Annotated in this window: 14 protein-coding genes and 1 pseudogene; 4 read left to right on the top strand and 11 right to left on the bottom strand. The window is 72.8% G+C overall.

Translation table 11 applies throughout. The features are described 5' to 3' along the window. The first annotated feature begins 307 nt into the window (after positions 1–307). From VKA29_RS05205 to VKA29_RS05195, 3 genes are read left to right on the top strand one after another with little or no spacing between them, the layout of a single operon-like run. Positions 308–1,459: a Gfo/Idh/MocA family oxidoreductase gene (locus tag VKA29_RS05205; protein WP_324783982.1), complete on the top strand. Its 1,152-nt coding sequence runs from the start codon at positions 308–310 to the stop codon at positions 1,457–1,459. Further along, on the top strand, positions 1,456–2,607 hold the full coding sequence (locus VKA29_RS05200; RefSeq protein ID WP_324783981.1) for a dihydrodipicolinate synthase family protein: 1,152 nt from the start codon (positions 1,456–1,458) through the stop codon (positions 2,605–2,607). The genes VKA29_RS05205 and VKA29_RS05200 overlap by 4 nt, the downstream gene beginning before the upstream one ends. Positions 2,608–2,639: 32 nt before the next feature. Then, the gene (locus tag VKA29_RS05195; RefSeq protein WP_324784208.1) at positions 2,640–3,455 is read left to right on the top strand and encodes a sugar phosphate isomerase/epimerase family protein; all 816 of its coding nucleotides are present in this window, start codon (positions 2,640–2,642) and stop codon (positions 3,453–3,455) included. 280 nt (positions 3,456–3,735) lie between these two features. Here the strand turns inward: VKA29_RS05195 and VKA29_RS05190 are convergent, their stop codons facing one another. From VKA29_RS05190 to VKA29_RS05140, 11 genes and pseudogenes are all read right to left on the bottom strand, one after another. Next, positions 3,736–5,136, bottom strand: coding sequence for a DUF6177 family protein (locus tag VKA29_RS05190; RefSeq protein WP_324783980.1), 1,401 nt, complete (start codon positions 5,134–5,136; stop codon positions 3,736–3,738). Then, entirely contained in the window at positions 5,133–9,104 is a 3,972-nt protein-coding gene (gene eccCa / locus VKA29_RS05185; protein ID WP_324783979.1) for a type VII secretion protein EccCa, read from the bottom strand. The genes VKA29_RS05190 and eccCa overlap by 4 nt, the downstream gene beginning before the upstream one ends. A gap of 49 nt (positions 9,105–9,153) precedes the next feature. Beyond that, the gene (locus VKA29_RS05180) at positions 9,154–10,428 is read right to left on the bottom strand and encodes a hypothetical protein (protein WP_324783978.1); all 1,275 of its coding nucleotides are present in this window, start codon (positions 10,426–10,428) and stop codon (positions 9,154–9,156) included. A gap of 14 nt (positions 10,429–10,442) precedes the next feature. Further along, positions 10,443–11,828, bottom strand: a complete 1,386-nt coding sequence (gene eccD / locus VKA29_RS05175; protein ID WP_324784207.1) for a type VII secretion integral membrane protein EccD — start codon at positions 11,826–11,828, stop codon at positions 10,443–10,445. Positions 11,829–11,844: 16 nt separating this feature from the next. Next, positions 11,845–12,114 carry a hypothetical protein gene (locus tag VKA29_RS05170; RefSeq protein WP_324783977.1) on the bottom strand — a complete coding sequence of 90 codons (270 nt, stop codon included), beginning with the start codon at positions 12,112–12,114 and terminating at the stop codon, positions 11,845–11,847. After that, positions 12,111–12,857: an immunity 49 family protein gene (locus tag VKA29_RS05165; RefSeq protein WP_324783976.1), complete on the bottom strand. Its 747-nt coding sequence runs from the start codon at positions 12,855–12,857 to the stop codon at positions 12,111–12,113. The genes VKA29_RS05170 and VKA29_RS05165 overlap by 4 nt, the downstream gene beginning before the upstream one ends. 126 nt (positions 12,858–12,983) lie before the next feature. Continuing rightward, positions 12,984–15,608, bottom strand: coding sequence for a hypothetical protein (locus VKA29_RS05160; RefSeq protein ID WP_324783975.1), 2,625 nt, complete (start codon positions 15,606–15,608; stop codon positions 12,984–12,986). After that, on the bottom strand, positions 15,605–15,994 hold the full coding sequence (locus VKA29_RS05155; RefSeq protein ID WP_324783974.1) for a DUF6507 family protein: 390 nt from the start codon (positions 15,992–15,994) through the stop codon (positions 15,605–15,607). The genes VKA29_RS05160 and VKA29_RS05155 overlap by 4 nt, the downstream gene beginning before the upstream one ends. 91 nt (positions 15,995–16,085) lie before the next feature. Next, a complete protein-coding gene (locus tag VKA29_RS05150; RefSeq protein WP_324783973.1) occupies positions 16,086–16,397 on the bottom strand; it encodes a pore-forming ESAT-6 family protein in 312 nt (103 codons plus the stop codon). Positions 16,398–16,430: 33 nt separating this feature from the next. Beyond that, entirely contained in the window at positions 16,431–16,763 is a 333-nt protein-coding gene (locus VKA29_RS05145) for a hypothetical protein (RefSeq protein ID WP_324783972.1), read from the bottom strand. 382 nt (positions 16,764–17,145) lie between these two features. After that, positions 17,146–18,046, bottom strand: a pseudogene (locus VKA29_RS05140) (ribokinase). 168 nt (positions 18,047–18,214) lie between these two features. Between VKA29_RS05140 and VKA29_RS05135 the strand changes: the two are divergent. After that, positions 18,215–20,479 carry an ATP-dependent RecD-like DNA helicase gene (locus tag VKA29_RS05135; RefSeq protein ID WP_324783971.1) on the top strand — a complete coding sequence of 755 codons (2,265 nt, stop codon included), beginning with the start codon at positions 18,215–18,217 and terminating at the stop codon, positions 20,477–20,479. Positions 20,480–20,663: the final 184 nt, after the last annotated feature.

The following is a 20,663-nucleotide window of genomic DNA, read 5'->3' as shown; positions in this document are numbered from 1 at the left end:
GTACTTCGCGGCGTCGCCGTACTTCGCAGCACGTCGCCGTACTTCGCCGTGCGCCCTCGTGGACAGGCCGCCCGGCGGCCACGGTTCCGAGCAGGTGACGGCATGTCCGAGCGGACTCCGGAGCCGCAGCCCCGCTCGTCCGTTCGCCCGAACACTCGAAGCAGCGGTCACGGTCTTGTCCGGACCACTGGTCAGAGGCTAGCTTCTCATCGGATAGAAAGCGCTTGCTGCTGCGCTCGCCATCGGGGCGTCACACGGCGCGCACACCCACGTACGAGCTGCGTACGACGCTGTGAAGGGAACGAACGTGACACGCAAGACGGTGCGTATCGCCATGAACGGCGTGACCGGGCGCATGGGCCACCGCCAGCACCTGGTCCGCTCCATCCTGGCCATCCGCGACCAGGGCGGCCTCGACCTCGGCGACGGCACCGTGCTGTGGCCGGAACCGGTGCTGCTCGGCCGCCGCGAGCACGCGCTGCGCGCGCTCGCCGAACGGCACGGCCTGGCGCACTTCTCCACGGACGTCGACGAGGTCCTCGCCGACCCGTCCGTGGACATCTACTTCGACGCCCAGATCACCTCCGCCCGCGAGGAGGCGATCAGGAAGGCGATCGCGGCCGGCAAGCACGTCTACACCGAGAAGCCGACCGCGACCGGCCTCGACGGCGCCCTGGAACTCGCCCGCCTCGCGCACGCCAAGGGCATCAAGCACGGCGTCGTACAGGACAAGCTGTTCCTGCCGGGCCTGCTCAAGCTCAAGCGCCTCGTCGACGGCGGCTTCTTCGGCCGCGTCCTGTCGGTGCGCGGCGAGTTCGGCTACTGGGTGTTCGAGGGCGACTGGCAGGCCGCCCAGCGCCCCTCGTGGAACTACCGCGCCGAGGACGGCGGCGGCATCGTCGTCGACATGTTCCCGCACTGGGAGTACGTGCTGCACGAGCTGTTCGGCCGCGTGAGGTCCGTGCAGGCCGTGGCCACCACCCACATCCCGCAGCGCTGGGACGAGAACGGCAAGCCCTACGACGCCACCGCCGACGACGCCGCCTACGGCGTCTTCGAACTCGACGGCGGCGCTATCGCGCAGATCAACTCCTCCTGGGCGGTCCGCGTCGACCGCGACGAACTCGTCGAGTTCCAGGTCGACGGCACCGAGGGCTCGGCCGTCGCCGGCCTGCGCAACTGCCGTGTCCAGCACCGGAGTCTGACCCCGAAGCCGGTGTGGAACCCGGACATCCCCGCCACCTGCTCCTTCCGCGACCAGTGGCAGGAGATCCCCGACAACGACGAGTTCGACAACGGCTTCAAGGCCCAGTGGGAGCTGTTCCTCCGGCACGTCCACACCGGCGCCCCCTACCGCTGGGACCTGCTCGCCGGCGCCCGCGGCGTCCAGCTCGCCGAGCTGGGCCTGAAGTCGTCGGCCGAGGGCCGCCGCATCGAGGTACCGGAGGTCTCCCTGTGACCGTCCGGCTCCCCGACGCCACGGGCGCCCTGCGCGCCTACGAACCCCGCCCCGAACCCGTCGCCGTCACCCCCGGCGCGCCCTTCGCCTCCCGTACGGTCTTCTCCGCCGCGCACGTCGTCGCCGACCCGTACGCCGACGTGTCCCCCGACTCGCCCGCCGCCGTGGACTGGGACGCCACCCTCGCCTTCCGCCGCCACCTGTGGTCGCACGGGCTGGGCGTCGCCGAGGCCATGGACACCGCCCAGCGCGGCATGGGCCTGGACTGGGCGGGCGCGGCCGAACTGGTCCGCCGCTCGGCGGCCGAGGCGAAGGCCGTCGGCGGCCGCATCGCCTGCGGCGTCGGCACCGACCAGCTCACCGCCGGCTCCCTCGCCGAGGTCCGGGCGGCCTACGAGGAGCAGCTCGCCGTCGTGGAGGAGTCCGGCGCGCAGGCCGTCCTGATGGCCTCCCGCGCCCTCGCGGCGGCCGCCTCCGGCCCCGAGGACTACCTGGAGGTCTACGGCCACCTGCTGCGCCAGTCCGCCGAACCGGTGATCCTGCACTGGCTGGGCCCGGTGTTCGACCCGGCGCTGGAGGGCTACTGGGGCTCGTCCGACCTCGACGCGGCCACCGCCACCTTCCTGGAGGTCATCGCCGCCCACCCGGACAAGGTCGACGGCATCAAGGTCTCCCTGCTGGACGCGCGGCGCGAGATCGGCCTGCGCCGCCGCCTGCCGCAGGGCGTGCGCTGCTACACCGGCGACGACTTCGACTACCCGGAGCTGATCGCGGGCGACGAGCAGGGCTTCAGCCACGCCCTGCTCGGCATCTTCGACCCGCTGGGCCCGCTGGCGGCGCAGGCGGTACGGGTGCTCGACACCGGGGACACCGCCGGCTTCCGCGGACTGCTCGACCCGACCGTCGAGCTCTCCCGCCACCTCTTCCGGGCGCCGACCCGCTTCTACAAGACGGGCGTGGTCCTCCTCGCCTGGCTGGCCGGCCACCAGTCCCACTTCACCATGGTCGGCGGCCTGCAGTCGGCCCGCTCCCTGCCGCACCTCGCCCGTGCCTACGAACTCGCCGACGGACTGGGCCTGTTCCCCGACCCGAAGCTGGCCGAGGAACGGGTGAGGAACCTGCTGTCGCTGTACGGGGTGGACCAGTGAGCACCGGCCTCGAACGCTTCTCCGTCAACCAGATGACCGTCAGGCAGCTCTCGCTGCCCGAACTCGTCGGCGCCTGCCGCGAACTGGGCGTCCCGGGCGTCGGCCTGTGGCGCGAGCCGGTGCGGTCCTACGGCGTCGAGGCGACCGCGAAACTGGTCCGCGACGCGGGCCTGACGGTCACCACGCTGTGCCGCGGAGGCTTCTTCACGGCCGCCGACCCCGACGAACGCGCCGCCGCCCTGGCCGACAACCGCCGCGCCATCGACGAGGCGGCCACCCTCGGCACGGACACCCTGGTCCTGGTCCCGGGCGGCCTCCCGGCCGGCTCGAAGGACCTGCACGGCGCGCGGGAGCGGATCGCGGATGCGCTGGCGGAGCTGGGCCCGTACGCCGAGTCGCACGGCGTACGGCTGGCCATCGAACCGCTCCACCCGATGTTCGCCTCGGACCGCTGCGTGGTCTCCACGCTCGCCCAGGCGCTCGACCTCGCGGAACGCTTCCCGGCCCACCAGGTCGGCGTCACGGTCGACACGTACCACATCTGGTGGGACGACCGGGCCCCCGAGCAGATCGCCCGCGCGGGCGCCGGCGGCCGCATCCACACCTTCCAGCTCGCCGACTGGACCACCCCGCTGCCGGAGGGCGTCCTCAACGGCCGCGGCCAGATCGGCGACGGCGCGATCGACATGCGCGAGTGGAAGGGCCACGTGGAGGCGGCCGGCTACACCGGCCCCATCGAGGTCGAACTCTTCAACGAGGCCCTGTGGTCCCGGGACGGCCGGGAGGTACTGGCGGAGACGGCGACCCGCTTCGTACAGCACGCGATCCGGCCGGCACCGCCGAACTGACCCTCCGCCGGGGCACGCGGTCCGGGCGCCGAGGGGGTGCCGGGGCGCCGAGGGGGAGCCGGGCGCCGAGGGGGTGCCGGGGCGCCGAGGGGTGCCGGGCGCCGAGGGGGTGCCGGGGCGCCGAGGGGTGCCGGGGCGCCGAGGGGTGCCGGGCGCCGAGGGGGCGCCGGGCGCCGACGGGGCGCCGGACGGCGAGGAGGTGCCGGGCGGCCCCGGACCGCCGTGGCGGCTCGGGGAATGCCGTGGCGGTCCCGGGTCGGCGTGGCCTTCCGGGCGCGTCCTACGAGGCGCCCGGAACGCCGCCCCGCAGATGCCGGTCCAGCAGCCGCAGCTCCGTCCAGGCCCCGTGGTCCGTGCCGTCCCCGAGCGGGTAGTGCAGGGCCGGGGCGGAGGCGGGGCCGAGCTGCACCGGCCGCCCGGCGACCGGCGGGCGGCGGGCGTGGGTGAGACCGATGCCGCGCACGTCACGCGCCCCGAGGGTGAAGGCCACCGGGGTGGGCGGCGCCTGGAACCGAGGGGGCGTGGTCAGGTCGCGGGGGGCGCGGCGCAGCGACGTGAGCATCGTCGCCAGTCCGTGGTCCGCGGCCAGGGCTCCGGCCAGCGACTCGATCCGGTCCGTGGGCGGGGCCTCGTCCGCTGCGTAGCCGACGGTCAGGGTGACGTCCTCCTCGACCCCGCCCTCAGTGCGCGAGATCCGCAGCGAGGCCGTCGCCGGGCGGCCGGGGTGTCCGACGGCGAGCAGATGGGTCGGCGCGGGCGCCCGGTCGCGCGCCAGATCGGTCAACTGACGTGGTGACCAGGGCAGGTTGACGGGTTCGGCGGTGCCCCAGCCGGCCGGTGCGGCCCCGGTCAGCGTGCGCCAGGCGGTCTCCAGGGCCCGGCCCAGGACCAGGTCGGCGGCGGCCGGCCGCAGGGTGCGGAACGCCACCACGAGCTGCCGTTCCGCGGTCGGTTCCGTCCTGGTGAACGCCTCCGCGACCACGGCCGCGCCGTCGGCGGTGACCACGGGTGCGAACGTGCCGTCCCGCCAGCGCAGTACCGCCCCGGACAGGCCGTCGTAGTAGCCCTGCGCCGGATCCTGGACGACCCAGCGGTTGGGCGCCTGCGGCAGCGTCGCACGGGCGGCGGGGGTGAGGCGGACCTGCGGCGGGGTGACGATCTGCAGGGCCCGTCCCGAGGCCGCCGCCGTCCGGAAGACCTCCGACAGCCACGGTGTCAGGGCGAGCACGGGCCGGTCGGCCAGCACGACCGCCGTGCTGTCCGTCAGCACGTCCACGACGGGCTGACCGTCGTCCGGCGCGGCGACGGCCGTGACGTCGACGACCCGGGTGTCCGCCGCTCCCGCGGGCCACACGCCGCCGTCCAGCAGCAGGGCGAGCCGCCCGCAGACGGAGCCCGCCAGCCGCTCGGCCTCGGGCGCCGCGGTCGAGGCCCGGGCCTCGGTCCACCAGAACGGCACCGGAGCCGTCCGCCCGAGCAGGCGTTCGGCCTCGCCCGGTACCTGGACCAGGACCGGCGCCTCCACGGACACCAGCGGCCGGCCGTCCGGCCCGCGCAGGTGCAGGACCGCGCCGTCGGCTCCGGCGCTCACCTCCGCGCCGGGGCCGCCCGCGTAGAGCCCGGCCAGCAGGGCCCAGGTGTCGGGCATCTTCCGGGTGAGCGCGATGACGTCCTTGGTCACCTGGTCCCCTCCGCGGCGAGGGCGGTCTGGACCAGCAGGTGGGAGCGGCCGCGGCGGACCAGGGTGCCGCGCCCCGGCGGCTGCTGGGAGGCGTACAGGCCGGGAAAGAGCTGTCCCTCGGTACGGTCGCCGGTCATGACCAGAGCCGCCGTGCCGGTCTCGCGCAGGGTGGTCAGCAGCGGTTCGTACAGCGCGCGGGAGGCGCCGGCCGCGCGCCGGGCGAGGACGAAGTGCAGGCCGATGTCCTGGGCCGAGGAGACGTAGGGCAGGAACGGCGCCAGCGGCTGCTGTCCCGCGGTGGTGAGGATGTCGTAGTCGTCGGCCAGGATGACGATGCGCGGTCCGCTGAAGGCGGGGCCGGTGTCGGGTGCGTCCGGGTCGGCCGTCTCCGGCAGGCGCTTCTCCAGCTCGGTGGCGATGCCCGTGGCCAGGGCGTTCGCCAGTCTGGCGTTGTGCGCGTAGCCGCCCCGGTACGGCTCGGGAACCACGCCGCGCAGGCCGCGGCGCGGGTCGAAGACGCCGAAGACGAGTTCCTGGTCGGAGTACCGCTCGACGAGCTGGGTGGCGACGAGCTTCAGCAGGTTCGTCTTGCCGCACTCGTTGTCGCCGAGGATCAGCAGGTGCTGGTCGGCACCGAACAGGTCGAGCGGGACGGGCGAGAGGGTCTCCTGATCGACACCGAGGGGGATCCGCGCCGGTTCGGCGGCCGGCGAGGGCAGCCGGTCCGCGGGCAGACGGGTCGGCAGCACCCGCACGGGCCGCGCGACGTCGCCGTGCCAGGTGGCCCGGACGGTACGCGCGGCGTCCTCCAGCGCGGCCGCCATGTCGCCCGTGGTGGCACGGCCGTCGACGCGGGGCAGCGCCACCTGGGCGAAGAGCCTGCCGTCGGTCAGCACCCGGCCGGGGGTGTCCGGGGACAGGGTCTCGGACAGCTTCCGGTCGACGGAGGAGTCCGCGGGGTCGTTCAGCCGCAGTTCGAGGCGGGTGCCGAACATCGACTGGGTGGCGATGCGGACGTCGTTCCAGCGCAGCATGCCGGCCACGACGTGGATGCCGTAGCCGCCGCCCCGTTTGAGCAGGTCGGCCACCGCGTCGTCGAGGTCGGCGAACTCGTCCCGCAGCGCGCCGAAGCCGTCGATCACCAGGACGACGTCGGTGGCGCCCAGCTCGGGCAGCCGGCCCAGGCCGCGCAGCCGGCGCAGTTCGTCGACCGAGTCGATCCCGTGCTCGCGGAACACCGCCTCGCGGTGCGTCAGCATGGCGCGCACCTCGGCGACGGTGCGGGCGGCCCGCTCGTGGTCGGCCCGTCCGGCGACCCCGCCGACGTGCGGCAGCCCGGTCAGCACGGACAGGCCGCCGCCGGCCAGGTCGAGTCCGTAGACGGCGACGTCGTCCGGGGTGTGGGTGAGGGCGAGCGAGAGGACGAGCGTGCGCAGCAGTGTCGTCTTGCCGGACTGCGGGCCGCCGATCACCGCCGCGTGCCCGCCCGCCACCGTCAGGTCCAGCAGCCACCCGCCCTGCCACTGCCGGGCGGGATCGTCCAGCACCCCGAGCGGCGGGCGCATCCCGCCCGCGGCGCCCGCCAGGTGCAGTCCGCGCTCGGAGACCCGCACCGGGCCGGCGGCCGCGTCGAGGGTGACGGCGTCCGGCAGCGGCGGCAGCCAGATCCGGCGGACCGGGGGTGCCGCCGTGGCGAGTTGACCGACCACCACGGACAGGACGGTGGGTCCGGTCTCGCGCTTGGTGGCGACCGGCTCGTCGGCCACGGCGTCGGACGTCCGCTCCGGGCTGTAGGCCGGGTAGGGCAGGGCGAGCGGCTGGTCGCCGTCCTCCGGGTGCCGCTCGGGGCCGTGATGGGCGCCGGAGACGTAACCTGCCTTGAACCGCTGGTAGGTGGAGGTGTCCACCTTCAGGTAGCCGAACCCGGGCAGCGGCGGCAGGTGGAAGGCGTCGGTGGTGTCGAGGACCGTGCGGGACTCGTCGGCGGAGAAGGTGCGCAGACCCAGCCGGTACGACAGATAGGTGTCGAGGCCCTTGAGCCTGCCGCCCTCGATGCGCTGGCTGGACAGCAGCAGATGCACGCCGATGGAGCGTCCGATGCGGCCGATGGACAGGAACAGGTCGATGAAGTCCGGTTTCGCGGTGATCAGTTCGCCGAACTCGTCGATGACCACGAAGAGGTGGGGGAGGGGCTCCAGTTCGGGGCGCCCGGCGGCACGCAGGGCGGCGTAGTGGCCGATGTCGGCGACGCTGCCCGCGTCCTTGAGCACCTGCTGGCGGCGCTTGACCTCGCCGGCCAGGCTGGTGTGGACGCGTTCGACGAGGCCGGCCTGGTTCTCCAGGTTGGTGATCACGCCGGCCACGTGCGGAAGTCCGGTGAAGGGGGCGAAGGTCGCGCCGCCCTTGTAGTCGACGAGGACCAGGGCGAGGTCCTCGGGGGAGTGGGTGGCCGTCAGCGCGAGCACCAGCGTGCGCAGCAGTTCGCTCTTGCCGGAGCCGGTGGCGCCGACGCACAGCCCGTGCGGTCCCATGCCGAGCTGTGAGGACTCCTTCAGGTCCAGCAGTACCGGCTCGTGACGGTCCGTCACGCCGATCGGCACGCGCAGGAAGTCCCGTTCGCCGCGCGGCGCCCACAGCCGCTCCAGGTCGAGGGCGGCCGGGTCGTCGACGCCGAGCAGGGCCGGGAAGCCGACCGTTCCGGTGACCGGCGTGCCCTCGGCGGCCGACTCCGCGGACAGCCGCAGCGGGGCCAGCATGCGGGCGATCCCCTCCGCCCCGGCCGCGGTCACGGCGTCGGCGGTGCCCCGCGCACTGCTTCCGCCCAGGTCGTCCACGACCACCTGGTCGCCGTCGACGCTGATGCGCACGCTCACCTGATCGGGTTCGTGCACCTGCCGCTCCAGCAGGTGCAGCACCGTGACGCCCAGGTCCGGCAGGCCGACCGCCGAGTCCGGGCCGGGCAGCTCGGCGGCCGGCTCACCGTAGGAGTCGTGGACGACGAGCAGCCGGGACGTCGCCCGCAGCGCGTCCCGGTCGGCGAGGCCGCGCCGCACCTCGGCCGCGTAGCCCGCCCGCCGCCCCAGCTCGTGCCGGAACCGGTGGCCGAGCTGCGGCAGGCTCGGCGCGATCCGCCGGGCGGCGACGGGACCGTCGTACTCCTGGGAGTCGAGGACGTGGGGCAGCCACTTGGCCCATTCCCACTCCGCGAGCCGGTCGCCGGGCACCGCGAGACCGACGGCCAGGTCGTCGGGCGCGTGCGCCACCGCTGTCTGCACGAGCAGGGCGCGCGCCACCCGCAGGACGCCTTCCCGGTCGCCGACGACACTCACGTTCCCGGCCCGGTCCAGCGGAACGGTGAGCGGGAAGTCGGGGGCGGCGGCGAAGCGGCTCTGCAGCGCGCGGGCCTCGTTGAGCATGAACGGATCCGGAGGCGTCAGCACCCCGCCCGCTCCGCTCTGGCCGATCGTCACCTCCTGGGCGGGCACCTCGCCGGTGCCCAGCCGCGGGTGCAGGAAGTCGGCGTCCTGGCGGCGGCGCTCCCACAGCCGGGCCGGGTCCCGCACCACGTCGTACAACGCCTCGGGCGGGGGGTTCACCTCGCGTGCCGCGCGCCGTCGCTCCCGTTCGGCCGCGCCCAGCTCCTCCCGCAGCTCCTCCAGGTACTCCAGGTACCGCTCCCGCTGCACCCGCCGGGTGCGCTGCGCCTTGCCGCGCTGCGACAGGAACAGCGCCACCGCACCGAGCAGCGCGAAGACCAGGACGACCGCGCCGAGCACCGCGAACTGGCTGTTGCGGACGACCGTCATCATGATCACCGACCCCATGACCCCGGCCATCGGGAGCAGCGCCGTCGCCGCGTTGCCGAGCTTGCCCTCGGGCAGGTTGGGCGGAGGTTCCACGGTGCGCCGCGGTGCGGGCGGCAGCGGGCGGGTGCTGCGGGCGGGGCGGTGGACGAGGCGCAGGGTCACGGGCCGGGCTTTCGACGTCGGAGGGCAGGAGGGGCGGGCGGGCGCGGTGTCACCGGACCCGCACCGCCCGGCGCATCGCCTCGGCCGCCAGCCCGAGCGCCGCGTCCCGGGTGGTACGGCCGAGCAGATCCGTACGGATGGGTCCGCCGCCGGCGAGGTGGCGGTCGTACGGCAGGACGACGACGGTGGCGCCGGTCTCCTTCAGGTGCGCGGTGGCCGTCTTCACGTCCAGCCGCGTGTCGGGCGTGTTCGCGGTGAGGGCGACCACCGTGGTCGCCAGGGCCGAGTGCGGCAGCCCGGCCAGCCAGTCCAGCACCTGACGGGTGCCGCCGACGCCCTCCGCGGTCGTGGGCGCGACGATCACCCTGGCGTGGGCGGTGTCCATCGCGGTGCGGGCCACCTCGCCGGGCAGCGTCTCGCAGTCGACCACCGTCACCGCGAAGTACCGCCGCAGCGCGAGCGTCACCCTGCGGTACGTCGGTACGTCCAAGGGGGCGCCCACCCGGCCCTGGCTCGCGGGCAGCAGCCAGCCGCCGTCGGACACGGGCACCAGGTAGCCGGTGACGTCGGTCAACCGCATGGCGGGGGTCAGGATCCGCGCCAGGTCGACGCACGACCACCGCACCGACTCCGCGCCCATCCGCACCGCCAGCGTGCCGAGCGCGGCGTCGGCCTCCAGGGTGAGGACCGGATCGTGACGGTAGTGGTTGAAAGCCCGGCCGAGCAGCGCGGCGACCGTGGACTTTCCGACACCTCCGCGGATGGAGGTGACAGCGATGATCCGCCCGGTGGTGACCGGCTGCTGCAACTCCTCGGCGAGACGGGTCTGTTCGGCCACGTCCTGGGAGACGGAGGAGGCCAGCCCGCGCAGCGAGCGGCCGGTGCGGCGGCCGAGCGAGTCGCCGTGCCGGGGGCGGCCGAGGGCTATGGCGAGGCGGGGGTCGACCGTGGGCACGGACTCCGGCGCGGGGACGGCGGGAGCCGACTCCGGCGCGGGGGAGGGCTGCCGGGGGCCGGCCGGGGGGCCGGGCGCGGGGACGGGCGCGGGCGTGCGGGGATCGGCGGGCGGAGCGGCCCCGGGATCCGGTTGCCGGCGCTCGACGGGCGGGGCGGGGTGCGGTTCCGGCCGGCGATGCCCGGTGGGCGGGGTGGGCTCGGGTTCCGGCTGCCGGGGTTCGGGCCGGGCCGAGTGGACGAGGCGCAGGGCCGGCTCGCCGGCGCCGCGGGCCGGAGCCGCCCCCTGCCCCAACTCCCGCAGCACATCCTGCTGCCAGTCCCCTGCGCCTCCGCCCTCGTGCCCCGACCTCTGCTCCCCCTGCGCCATGCCGTCCCGCTCCCTCAAGCGAAGGTGCCGAGCAGACGCCCGTACACGCCGAAGACCCCGATGAGCAGCGGGAGCAGCGCGATGACGCCGACGGACTCGAGCAGGTCGCCCGCCCGCCGCAGCCGCACCCGCACGTGTTCGGACGGCTGGACGACGAGGACGGCCAACGGCAGCACGGCCAGCGCCGCGAGCACGATCAGCGGCGTCCCCGCCGTGCCGGACCGCTCCGACCACACCGACACCAGCCGTACGGCCACCACCGCGCCGCCCGCGAGCAGCACCACCACCTCGCCGACCAGGGGAAACGCCCGGGCCCGGAGAGCCAGCACCACGGCCGTGACGACGGCGAGCAGCACCGTCCACACCGAGGGCTCGCGCAACGCCCACACGCCCGCGACCGTCGCCGACCCGGTCAGGACCACCGTGGCGAGCACCAGCCCGCGATGCGCTGCCGCCAGGGCCGCGGAGACCTGGTGCCGGCTCACCGACACCCCGCCCGACCGCCGGTCGTCGAGCCCCGACAGCCCGGACGCCATGAGGGCGAGCCGCGGCAACAGCCCCAGCACCACCACGGAGGCGACGGCGAGCACGGCCCCCGTCCTGGCCTGCTGTCCGGCCGTCTCCGCGCCGCTCTGCACGGCGGCGACGGCCTCCCAGCCGAGCACGGTGACGGCCACCGCACCGGCCCCGACCACCGCGCCGCGCCCCAACGGCGTGCACAGACCGAGCAGCACCAGGGTCGCCGCCGCCACCGCGGACACGCCCGCGACCCGCAGCGCGCCCGGCCAGCCCTGAGCGTCGGCGAGAGCGAACGCACCGAGAACGCCCAGCACTCCGGCGGCGCAGACGAGGGTGGCGGCGATCCCGCGCCGCCCGGCCCGCCCGAGCAGGCCCCCGGCGAGCGCGGCGACCGCGGCCGGGACGAGCAGCGCACCGGCGACGGTGTCCGGCGGGTAGGCGTTCCGCGCGAACAGGCCGGCGGCGCCCACCCACCCCACGGTGGCGAGCCCCGCGGTGACCCGCCGCGCCCGCGGTCCCCACCGCCACGCCCGGCCGCCCAGGTCCTCGGCGACCTCGTCGCTCACGTCGTGCACGACGGGCGCCGAGGGCGCGTCCTCGGCCCGCACCAGCCGCAGCACGGCGCCGTCGCGGACGCCCGCGGACTCCAGGGTGCTGTCGTGGTCGAGCGCGGACCCGTCCGGGGTCACGAGATGCCGGGGCTCGGGACGCTCACCCACCCGGTCGTCCAGCAGCCGCAGAATCTCCGGCAGCAGCAGCCCGACCGGCTCCCGCGCCGGCAACACCAGATCGATACGACGCCGCTCACCGACCAGGGTGACGCGGCTGAGGACGACCGCGGTCCCACCGGCCGCCGTATGACTCAACGCCCCCGCAGACATCACGTGTTCGAACCTATCACCGGGCGGAAGGGCTGCCCGAGGGCACGGACGACTGCACGGACCCGCCGTACGGGCTCTTCCCGACCACCCGGTGCGACACGAACGACCACCCCACACACCCGGCGCACAACACGGCCGCGATCACCACTCCGGCGAACACCTTCCCCACCCGCTCGTCGACGGAACGCCGTTGCCGCTGGGCACCGAAGAGCAGAGCGTCCCGCAACCGCCGGCGCCTCACCGACACCGACTCCAGCAACTGACTGTCGTAGTCCTGGGCTGTCACGTGGGGAACTCCCCGAGCCAGGCCCGATTCAGCAACTCACTGGGGAGGTAGTCGGACTCCACCTCGATCGGGAGGCCGGCGTCGTAGGCGAGGCAGGCAATGGCGAGCGGCCCCAGTGCGAGGTAGCCTTCTACGGTTCGCTCCCGGTCCTGCGTCGCAGTCCAGAACGCCTTGTGGAGTTGCAGCGCTTCGACCAGAGCCTGATTGAACCCGGCGCGGTCTTTCCGCAGGAACTGGTGGAAGAGACTGATCGGCTGGTAAAGGATCTTGTCCAGGAGGTCCCGGTCGGCGATTCGAGCGATCTCCGGGGCGGACGCCTGAATGGCGGCGACCAACTTCTCACCCAACCCCGGGCGCTCCAGCCAGTAGGACTGGAGCGCGTCGATCCAGTGGTAGACGTACTCGTCGTATTCGGTTCCCGATGCGCGCAGCGTATCGATCGGGACGTTGCACAACTGGGTCATCCGGTTCTGCTCACGGCATACGACGGAAAGCCAGAAGGCCGTGAGCCAGTTGCCCGCCTTGACGTAAGGCTGTGGACCGGTCGCCGGAATCGCTCGCATGCGGTCACTGATCCGGCACTCCACGACCCCATCGGTCCGGCCGGCGGCTGCGAACATCGCGGTACTCACCTGCATGGCTGTGACAACGGCCTCCCAGGTGGCCAATTCCGACGCGTCGGGATTGACCGCCAGGCGGGCCTGCACATGGGTCATCGCCTTGCTCAACGCGAGGTCGAACATGCGCGGCGACTGCTCGAGGGACGCGACGGACCGGGCAAGGCTCTCGCCCAGCCTCTGCGCGTACGCCTGGTCGTCAGGTCCCGGGCTGCCATGCCGAGCCACCCTCACCGTCACTGAATGCTCCCGTTACCCGATGTCGAACTTGTACATTTCGTAGCCAGCGTACTTGGCGCCGTCGACCTTGCCCTTGACGAGTATGTAGTCGACCTTGCCTTCAGCAAGGGCCTGTTCGAGTTCATCCGCCAGAATATCCTCGCTGGGGTGCTCGCGGCCCCGAAGTCGCATTTCCCGGAGGATGTCCAGAAAGTATTCACGGGTCCCTTGCATGGCTCTCCCGCCGCCATCCTCCGGAGGTATTCGGCGGGAGCCGAGGTCCGTGGTGACGTTGGACTTTGCTTCTACGACGGCAAACCCGCCGTCGGTGCGGCGCCAAACCTGGTCGAACTGATCGTTGCCGTTGGCCGGTCCGTACAGTGTCTCTCTGGTGGAGTTTGGGTACAACTCAGGGATCGCCTGATGCTCCGCTACCGCCTCGCCAAAGGATTCAGCGGCTCTGGTGCGTTCAGTCATTGCGGCTTTGTATTCATTTCCGACCTCTCGCAGAGCCAGGTCGTCCGCCGTTCCCGCGAGCAGCCCTCTGTGACGGTCGGCACTCATTGAATAGTCGATGGAACTCCGTCGGCGGCCTGCCGCATCATCCAACGTGCGGAGTGTGTCGTCACTCAGTACCTGATTCCGCGCCCGATTTATTTCGGCGCCATGGACGTACTTCTCCGGAATGGGCGGTGGGGCGTCCGAGGCTGCTGTCTTCACGCGCGTCACTGGGTCTACATCCAGCTGAACAGGCGCGAAGCCGCTCTCATCCGTGATCTTTGTGTTCAGCCGCCGGCCGTCGGTCATGTAGTACTTTGCGAAGTATCCGGGCTCATTATTGGCGCGGTAGACCTGTATCTCCTTGATCTGCGCGGGAGTGAGCCTTCCCCGAGGTCCGTAGGGGTTCGGGCCTTCCTGCATGAAGGCTGGCCGCTCCGGGCTCGTCTGCCGGCCCGCAGCATCCTGGCCGGGATGGCGTATGGCGCCTGTTGCGTCGTCCCCTGTATGGCCGGAGTCGTCCGTACTGCCGCCCCCGTGACCGCCTTCTGCTCTGCCGTGCTGCGCACCGCCGTGATCGCCCTGGCGCCCGGCGCCGGTGTCGGAGCTGTGGCCTTCGGAGCCGCGCGCCGGCAACGCGTCGGCGTCGTGTCGGCCTGCCTGCTCGCCGGCATGCGGGGCGGAGCGTCCGCCGCCGTGCCCTGAGGTGCCGTCGCCGAGCGGGCGTGCTGCCGCCTCGCCCCCGGCATGGACCGCGGCGCTGCCCCCGGCCCCCACCGGCACCGCCTCCCCGTGCGGCAGGGTGTGTTCCAGCATCGCCCGGTCCGCCGCCGAGAGTTCCACCGTGGCCGTCGCCCGGGTGCCGTCCGGTCTGATGACCGAGCCGTCGTCCAGGTTCAGGCGTGTTCCGTCCGGCCACTCGATGTGGCTGCCGACCACGACCGGCACGTCGTCGGCGATCCTCAGCACGCTGCCGTCCGGCTGGAGCCTCCCCGCGCCCGAGAGGACGTCGGTGTACGCGCCGGTCCGCAGGTTCTTCAGGCTGCCGAACAGGTCGGCCACCTTGACCGTGCCGAACTTCGCCGCCTTGCCGATGTACGTCATCGGGTCGACCAGCCGGCTCGCTCTGCCGAGCGCGCCGATCGTCCGCGCGACGGCGCCGCCCTTGGCCGCGGTGCCCGCGCCGCCGGTGAAGACGGTCGTCAGCACGTTGAAGGTGACCGCGCCGCCGGCCCGCGCCGGGTTCCCGCCCCACTCGTCGTAGGCGATCAGCGCCTTGCCGGCCTCGGTCACCGTCCGCCGGGAGTCGCGCAGGTAGGCGGGCAGTTTGTCGTCGGGCAGCAGCCAGTACGCCGCCCCGAGCGGCGAGAGCGTGATCCCGAGGCCGGTCACGAGCTTGCCGAGCCCCTTCCAGGCCTCGCCCATCGCGTCCAGGCCGTCGAAGCCGACCAGCGTGCCGAGCCCGCGGATCGTGCCCCACACGCCGTCGACGAAGAAGCCCTTGCCGAACTCCACGACCTGGTGGCCCAGCCAGTCCAGGCCGTGCCGCTCCTTCTCGACCGTCCTGCCCCAGGGCAGTTCGTCGGAGGAGTCGAGGAGATCCTCGGTGAAGCCGTAGGTGGACGTGCCCCGCTCGAGGAGACGCTTCTGCGCGCCGTCCTCCACGATCAGCGTCGAGCCGTGCACCAGCGCCGTGATCTTGTTGTGGCAGGTGATCTCGGCCTGCCAGAAGGCCGCGGTCGCGGCGTTGACGTCGTGCACCAGGTCGTTGTTGAGCTGGACGTTGTCGTCGTCCTCACGCCAGTGGTCGTCGCCCGCGATGTCCGCCCGGAAGGTCTCCGCCCGTGCCTTGAGACTCCTGAGCTTGGCCACCAGCGGCTGGATCTCCGCCTCGTAGGCGCTCAGCGCCGCGCCCACCTTCTCCAGGTCGTCGGCGAACCGGTCGGCCTTGGCCGCGACGGGAGCGGTCGTCGCGAAGAGCTGCTCCGCCTCCGGGGCCGAATAACACGCTGACAGGCCCTGGAACTTGGCGTGCACGTCCGCCCCGGCGAACCGGAAGGCGGACGCCTCCGCGGTCAGCAGCAGGGCGTCGGTGCTCAGCTGCTCCAGGTCGCCGGTGAACTGCGGGATGTTCTGCGGATCGATGAGGTCGGCGCTCACTGACCCCCCTGCGGTCCCTCGGCTCCGGGCAGGTCGATCTTGGGCTCCTTCAGCGCGTTCGCCTGCGCCTTCGCGGCCATCTCCAGATCGCCCTTGATGTATTCGCTGGTGGCGGTGGCCGCACCGCTCAGGGAGTTCGACGTGCGCACCGCCACGTACGTCAGGTCCTTCTGGTACGCCTCGAAGAACTCACCCAGCGCCGCCGCGACCGGCCCCTGCACCCCGCTCTTCTCGACACCGCCCTGCTGGATCGTGCCGGCGGACTTCGCCGCGCTCGGCAGCGTCTCACCGAGCGCCTTGCCGGTGTTCGAGAGCCCCTCGGCGGCCTTCCCCGTCTCGTTCAGGACGTGCTGCACGCCCGAGGGCGAGATGTCCCACCCCGTCATGTGGATCCCCCGTGAAGTTCAGGCACTTGCCGTCGCCGTCGCCGTCGCCGTTACCGTCGCCCTGGCACATCGTCGCCATGACGCATCCGGGTCAACCGATGTTGTCGACCGCCGCCCGCGCCTTGGCCATCGTCGACTGCGCGGTCCCGTCGTTCTCCTCGAGCGTGGTGCGGACGAGGTGGATGATGTTGCGCACCTCGGTCGCGGCGTGGTTCCAGCGGACCTCCTTGCCGTGGTACTCGTCCGAGACGCCGTCGGCCTGGAAGTCGGCCATCGCGGCCTTCACCGCACGGTCACGGTCGGACAGCACCCGCTCCAGCTGGCCGATGATGCCCTGCAGGCTGCCCTGCACCTCGCTGGAGGCGCCGGTGTCGTACGAGCGGCGGTCCTGACTCTGACCCATCGTCACAATCCCCCTGTTTCCTGTCGGCCGCGTCTACCGGCCGCCGAAGCGGGCGGCGTCGAAGTTGGCCGCGCCCATGTTCTTGGTGGCGTTGTCCCGGGTCTCGACGTCACCGGTGCCGAAGGCGGTGTCCATACCGCTCTGACCGCCGAGGATCGCGCCGAGCGAGCTGTTCAGCGCGTTGGTGATCTCGTCCGCCCTGGCCTTGAACGAGTCGAAGGCGACCTTGCCGGACCCGTTGAACTTGCCCTCCAGCGGCTCCGCCGCCTGGATCAGCCACCGGATCAACGTGCCCAGGTCGTCACTGGAACCGACCGTGCTCCTGCCGAGCTCCGACAGGGTCGTCGACCCCATGTCGAACTTCACGTGCCCACCCCCGTGCATCACGTAACAACCAGACAATCACAGCGCGTTCGCGCATGTTGCATCACAACAGGTTGCACACGCAACGCGGTTGATCGTGGTGTGGCAGGATCCGGACATCTCCGCGACGTGATCACCGCACCGTTCCGCCGACAGGGGGCGGGCGTCCGCCGGGCCGGGAAGGAATTCCGCGCATCCGTGCAACCCTCCCCCCGCCTCGCGGGTCGTACGTGGCATCAGGGCTTCCGGGCGGGGATCCGGGGGGATCGCGGGGGTTCTGACGGGAGGGGAAGACGAGGGGGCCCGGCCGACGGGCCGGGCCCCCTCGAAGCATGTCCGGGCAGCGCAGCGCAGCGCCATGGCATCGCGGGTCAGCGGGCGCGTCTCACAGCTCCTCGACCTCCGTAGCCGTCGGGAACGACTCCTGGGCTCCCCGCCGGGTGACCGCCACCGCGCCCACCCGGGCCGCGTACTCCGCCGCCTCCGGCAGGGGCGCGCCGGTTCCCAGCCGGTAGGCCGGCGCCGCCGTGAACGCGTCGCCCGCGCCCGTGGTGTCCACCGCGTCGACCCGCACCGGCGGGACGCGGCCGACGCCCGCCGGGGACGCCACCAGGGCGCCCCGCGCGCCCAGCGTCACCACCACCGATCGCGGGCCCTTCGCGAGCAGCAACCGCGCCCGGTCCTCCGGCCGGTCGCTCACGCACGCGTCGCCCAGGATCACCCTGGCCTCGTGCTCGTCGACGATGAGCGGGTCGCAGGCCGCCAGCACCTCGCCCGGCAGCGGCCGCGGCGGGGACGGGTTCAGCGCGAAACGGCTGCCCGGCGCCAGGTTGCGGACCACCGCCACGACCGTCTCCAGCGGGATCTCCAACTGGGTGGAGACCACCCGCGCGGCCTGGAAGAGGCTCGCGGCCGTCCGGACGTCCTCGGGGTCAGCCGGCCGTTCGCGCCCGGCGAGACCACGATGCTGTTGTCCCCCGACGGGTCCACCGTGATCAGCGCGACCCCGGTCGGTGCCCGCCCACCAGCACGCCCACCGTGTCGACCCCGGCCGCCCGCTGCGAGTCCAGCAGCAGCCGGCCGTGGGCGTCGTCGCCGACCCGGGCCAGCAGGACCGTACGGGCTCCGAGGCGGGCCGCCGCGACCGCCTGGTTCGCGTCCTTGCCGCCCGGGTGCACGGCCAGGTCGGAGCCGAGCACGGTCTCCCCGGCGCCCGGCCGGCGCTCGACTTCGATCACCAGGTCGGCGTTGGCCGACCCCACGACCAGCAGGTCGTAGTCGTACATGAGGGTTCCGTCCCGCCGTCCTCGTCCCGTGATCCTCGTTCTTCGGGGTCCTTCGGCGTCCTCCGGAGTCCTTCGGGACCACCTTCACCGGGAGCCACGGGCCGCACCGCGGGACGCAGGGGCCCGAGACCGGATCGTGATGTCAGAGCGCGGCGGTAGCGTCGGATCATGTCCAATCAGGCGGGGAGTGCCTCCGGACCGGGGGAGCGGCGCACGGCCGTGCTCGAGGGTGTCCTCGAGCGCATCACGTACGCCAACGAGGAGAACGGCTACACGGTGGCCCGGGTCGACACCGGCCGCGGCGCGGGCGACCTGCTCACGGTCGTCGGCGCGCTGCTGGGCGCCCAGGTCGGCGAGTCGTTGCGGATGGAGGGCCGCTGGGGCTCCCACCCCCAGTACGGCAAGCAGTTCACGGTCGAGAACTACACGACGGTGCTGCCGGCCACCGTCCAGGGCATCCGCCGCTACCTGGGCTCCGGCCTGGTCAAGGGCATCGGACCGGTCTTCGCCGACCGCATCACCCAGCACTTCGGCACCGACACCCTGAAGATCATCGAAGAGGAGCCGAAGCGCCTGATCGAGGTGCCCGGGCTCGGCCCCAAGCGCACCAGGAAGATCGCCGAGGCCTGGGAGGAACAGAAGGCCATCAAGGAGGTCATGCTCTTCCTCCAGACGGTCGAGGTCTCGACGTCCATCGCGGTGCGCATCTACAAGAAGTACGGCGACGCCTCCATCTCCGTCGTGAAGAACCAGCCCTACCGGCTCGCGGCCGACGTCTGGGGCATCGGCTTCCTGACCGCCGACAAGATCGCCCAGTCCGTCGGCATCCCGCACGACAGTCCGGAGCGCGTCAAGGCCGGCCTGCAGTACGCGCTGTCGCAGGCCACCGACCAGGGCAACTGCTACCTGCCCGAGGAGCGGCTGATCGCGGACGCGGTGAAGCTGCTGCAGGTCGACACGGGCCTGGTCATCGAGTGCCTCGCCGAGCTGGCGGCGCCCCCGGAGGAGGGGGAGGACCCCGGCGTCGTACGGGAGAAGGTGCCCGGACCGGACGGCGGGGAGCCCGTCACCGCGATTTATCTCGTCCCCTTCCACCGCGCCGAACTCTCCCTCTCCGCACAGCTGTTGCGCCTGCTGCGCACCGACGAGGACCGGATGCCGGGCTTCCGCGAGGTGGCCTGGGACAAGGCGCTGGGCTGGCTGCGGGGCCGCACCGGCGCGGACCTCGCCCCCGAGCAGGAGGCCGCCGTCAAGCTGGCGCTGACCGAGAAGGTCGCCGTGCTCACCGGCGGTCCCGGCTGCGGCAAGTCCTTCACGGTCCGCTCGATCGTGGAGCTGGCCCGCGCCAAGAAGGCCCGGGTGGTGCTGGCCGCTCCCACCGGCCGGGCCGCCAAGCGGCTGGCCGAACTCACCGGCGCCGAGGCCTCCACCGTCCACCGCCTGCTGGAGCTGAAGCCCGGCGGCGACGCGGCCTACGACCGGGACCGTCCCCTGCAGGCCGACCTGGTCGTGGTCGACGAGGCCTCCATGCTGGATCTGCTGCTGGCGAACAAGCTGGTCAAGGCGGTGCCGCCGGGTGCCCACCTGCTGTTCGTCGGGGACGTCGACCAGCTGCCCAGCGTGGGCGCCGGCGAGGTGCTGCGCGATCTGCTCGCCGAGGGCGGTCCCGTCCCCGCCGTCCGGCTCACGCGCGTGTTCCGGCAGGCCCAGCAGTCCGGCGTGGTCACCAACGCGCACCGGATCAACGCCGGGCAGCACCCGGTGACCGACGGCATGAAGGACTTCTTCCTCTTCGTCGAGGACGACACCGAGGAGGCCGGACGGCTCACGGTGGACGTGGCGGCCCGGCGGATCCCGGCCAGGTTCGGCCTCGACCCGCGCCGGGACATCCAGGTGCTCGCGCCGATGCACCGCGGGCCGGCCGGCGCCGGCACGCTCAACGGGCTGCTCCAGCAGGCCATCACCCCGGGCCGTCCCGATCTGCCCGAGAAGCGTTTCGGCGGCCGGGTCTTCCGTGTCGGCGACAAGGTCACCCAGATTCGCAACAATTACGAGAAGGGCAGCAACGGTGTCTTCAACGGCACCGTGGGCGTGGTCACCTCGCTGGACCCGGTCGACCAGCGCCTGACGGTGCTGACGGACGAGGACGAGGAGGTTCCGTACGAATTCGACGAGCTGGACGAACTGGCGCACGCGTACGCGGTGACCATCCACCGCTCCCAGGGCAGCGAGTATCCGGCCGTGGTGATCCCGGTGACCACCGGCGCCTGGATGATGCTCCAGCGGAACCTTTTGTATACGGCGGTCACCCGGGCCAAGAAGCTGGTGGTCCTCGTCGGTTCACGCAAGGCGATCGGTCAGGCGGTGCGCACGGTGTCCGCGGGACGCCGCTGTACGGCGCTCGACTTCCGGCTCGCCCCCCGGCCCCTGTAGGCCCCCGCAGGGGGCTCCCGGGGGAGACATCGTAAAAAATGATCGATCAAATGAGTCGCCTAGGTCACACAGCACTTCCGGATGAGCAACAGAGGGGGCAGGATGAGCAAGTTGGCGGCACTGAGTGCCGCCAATAGGCCCGATGGTCGACCCCGAGTGCACTCTCCTGAGCCAATTGGGGGAT

Origin of the sequence: Streptomyces sp. H51, from assembly GCF_035656535.1 — a bacterium.
Taxonomy (GTDB): Bacteria; Actinomycetota; Actinomycetes; order Streptomycetales; family Streptomycetaceae; genus Streptomyces.
The sequence above is the reverse complement of the archived record's forward strand: the minus strand, read 5'-3'. Positions and strand labels throughout refer to the sequence as shown.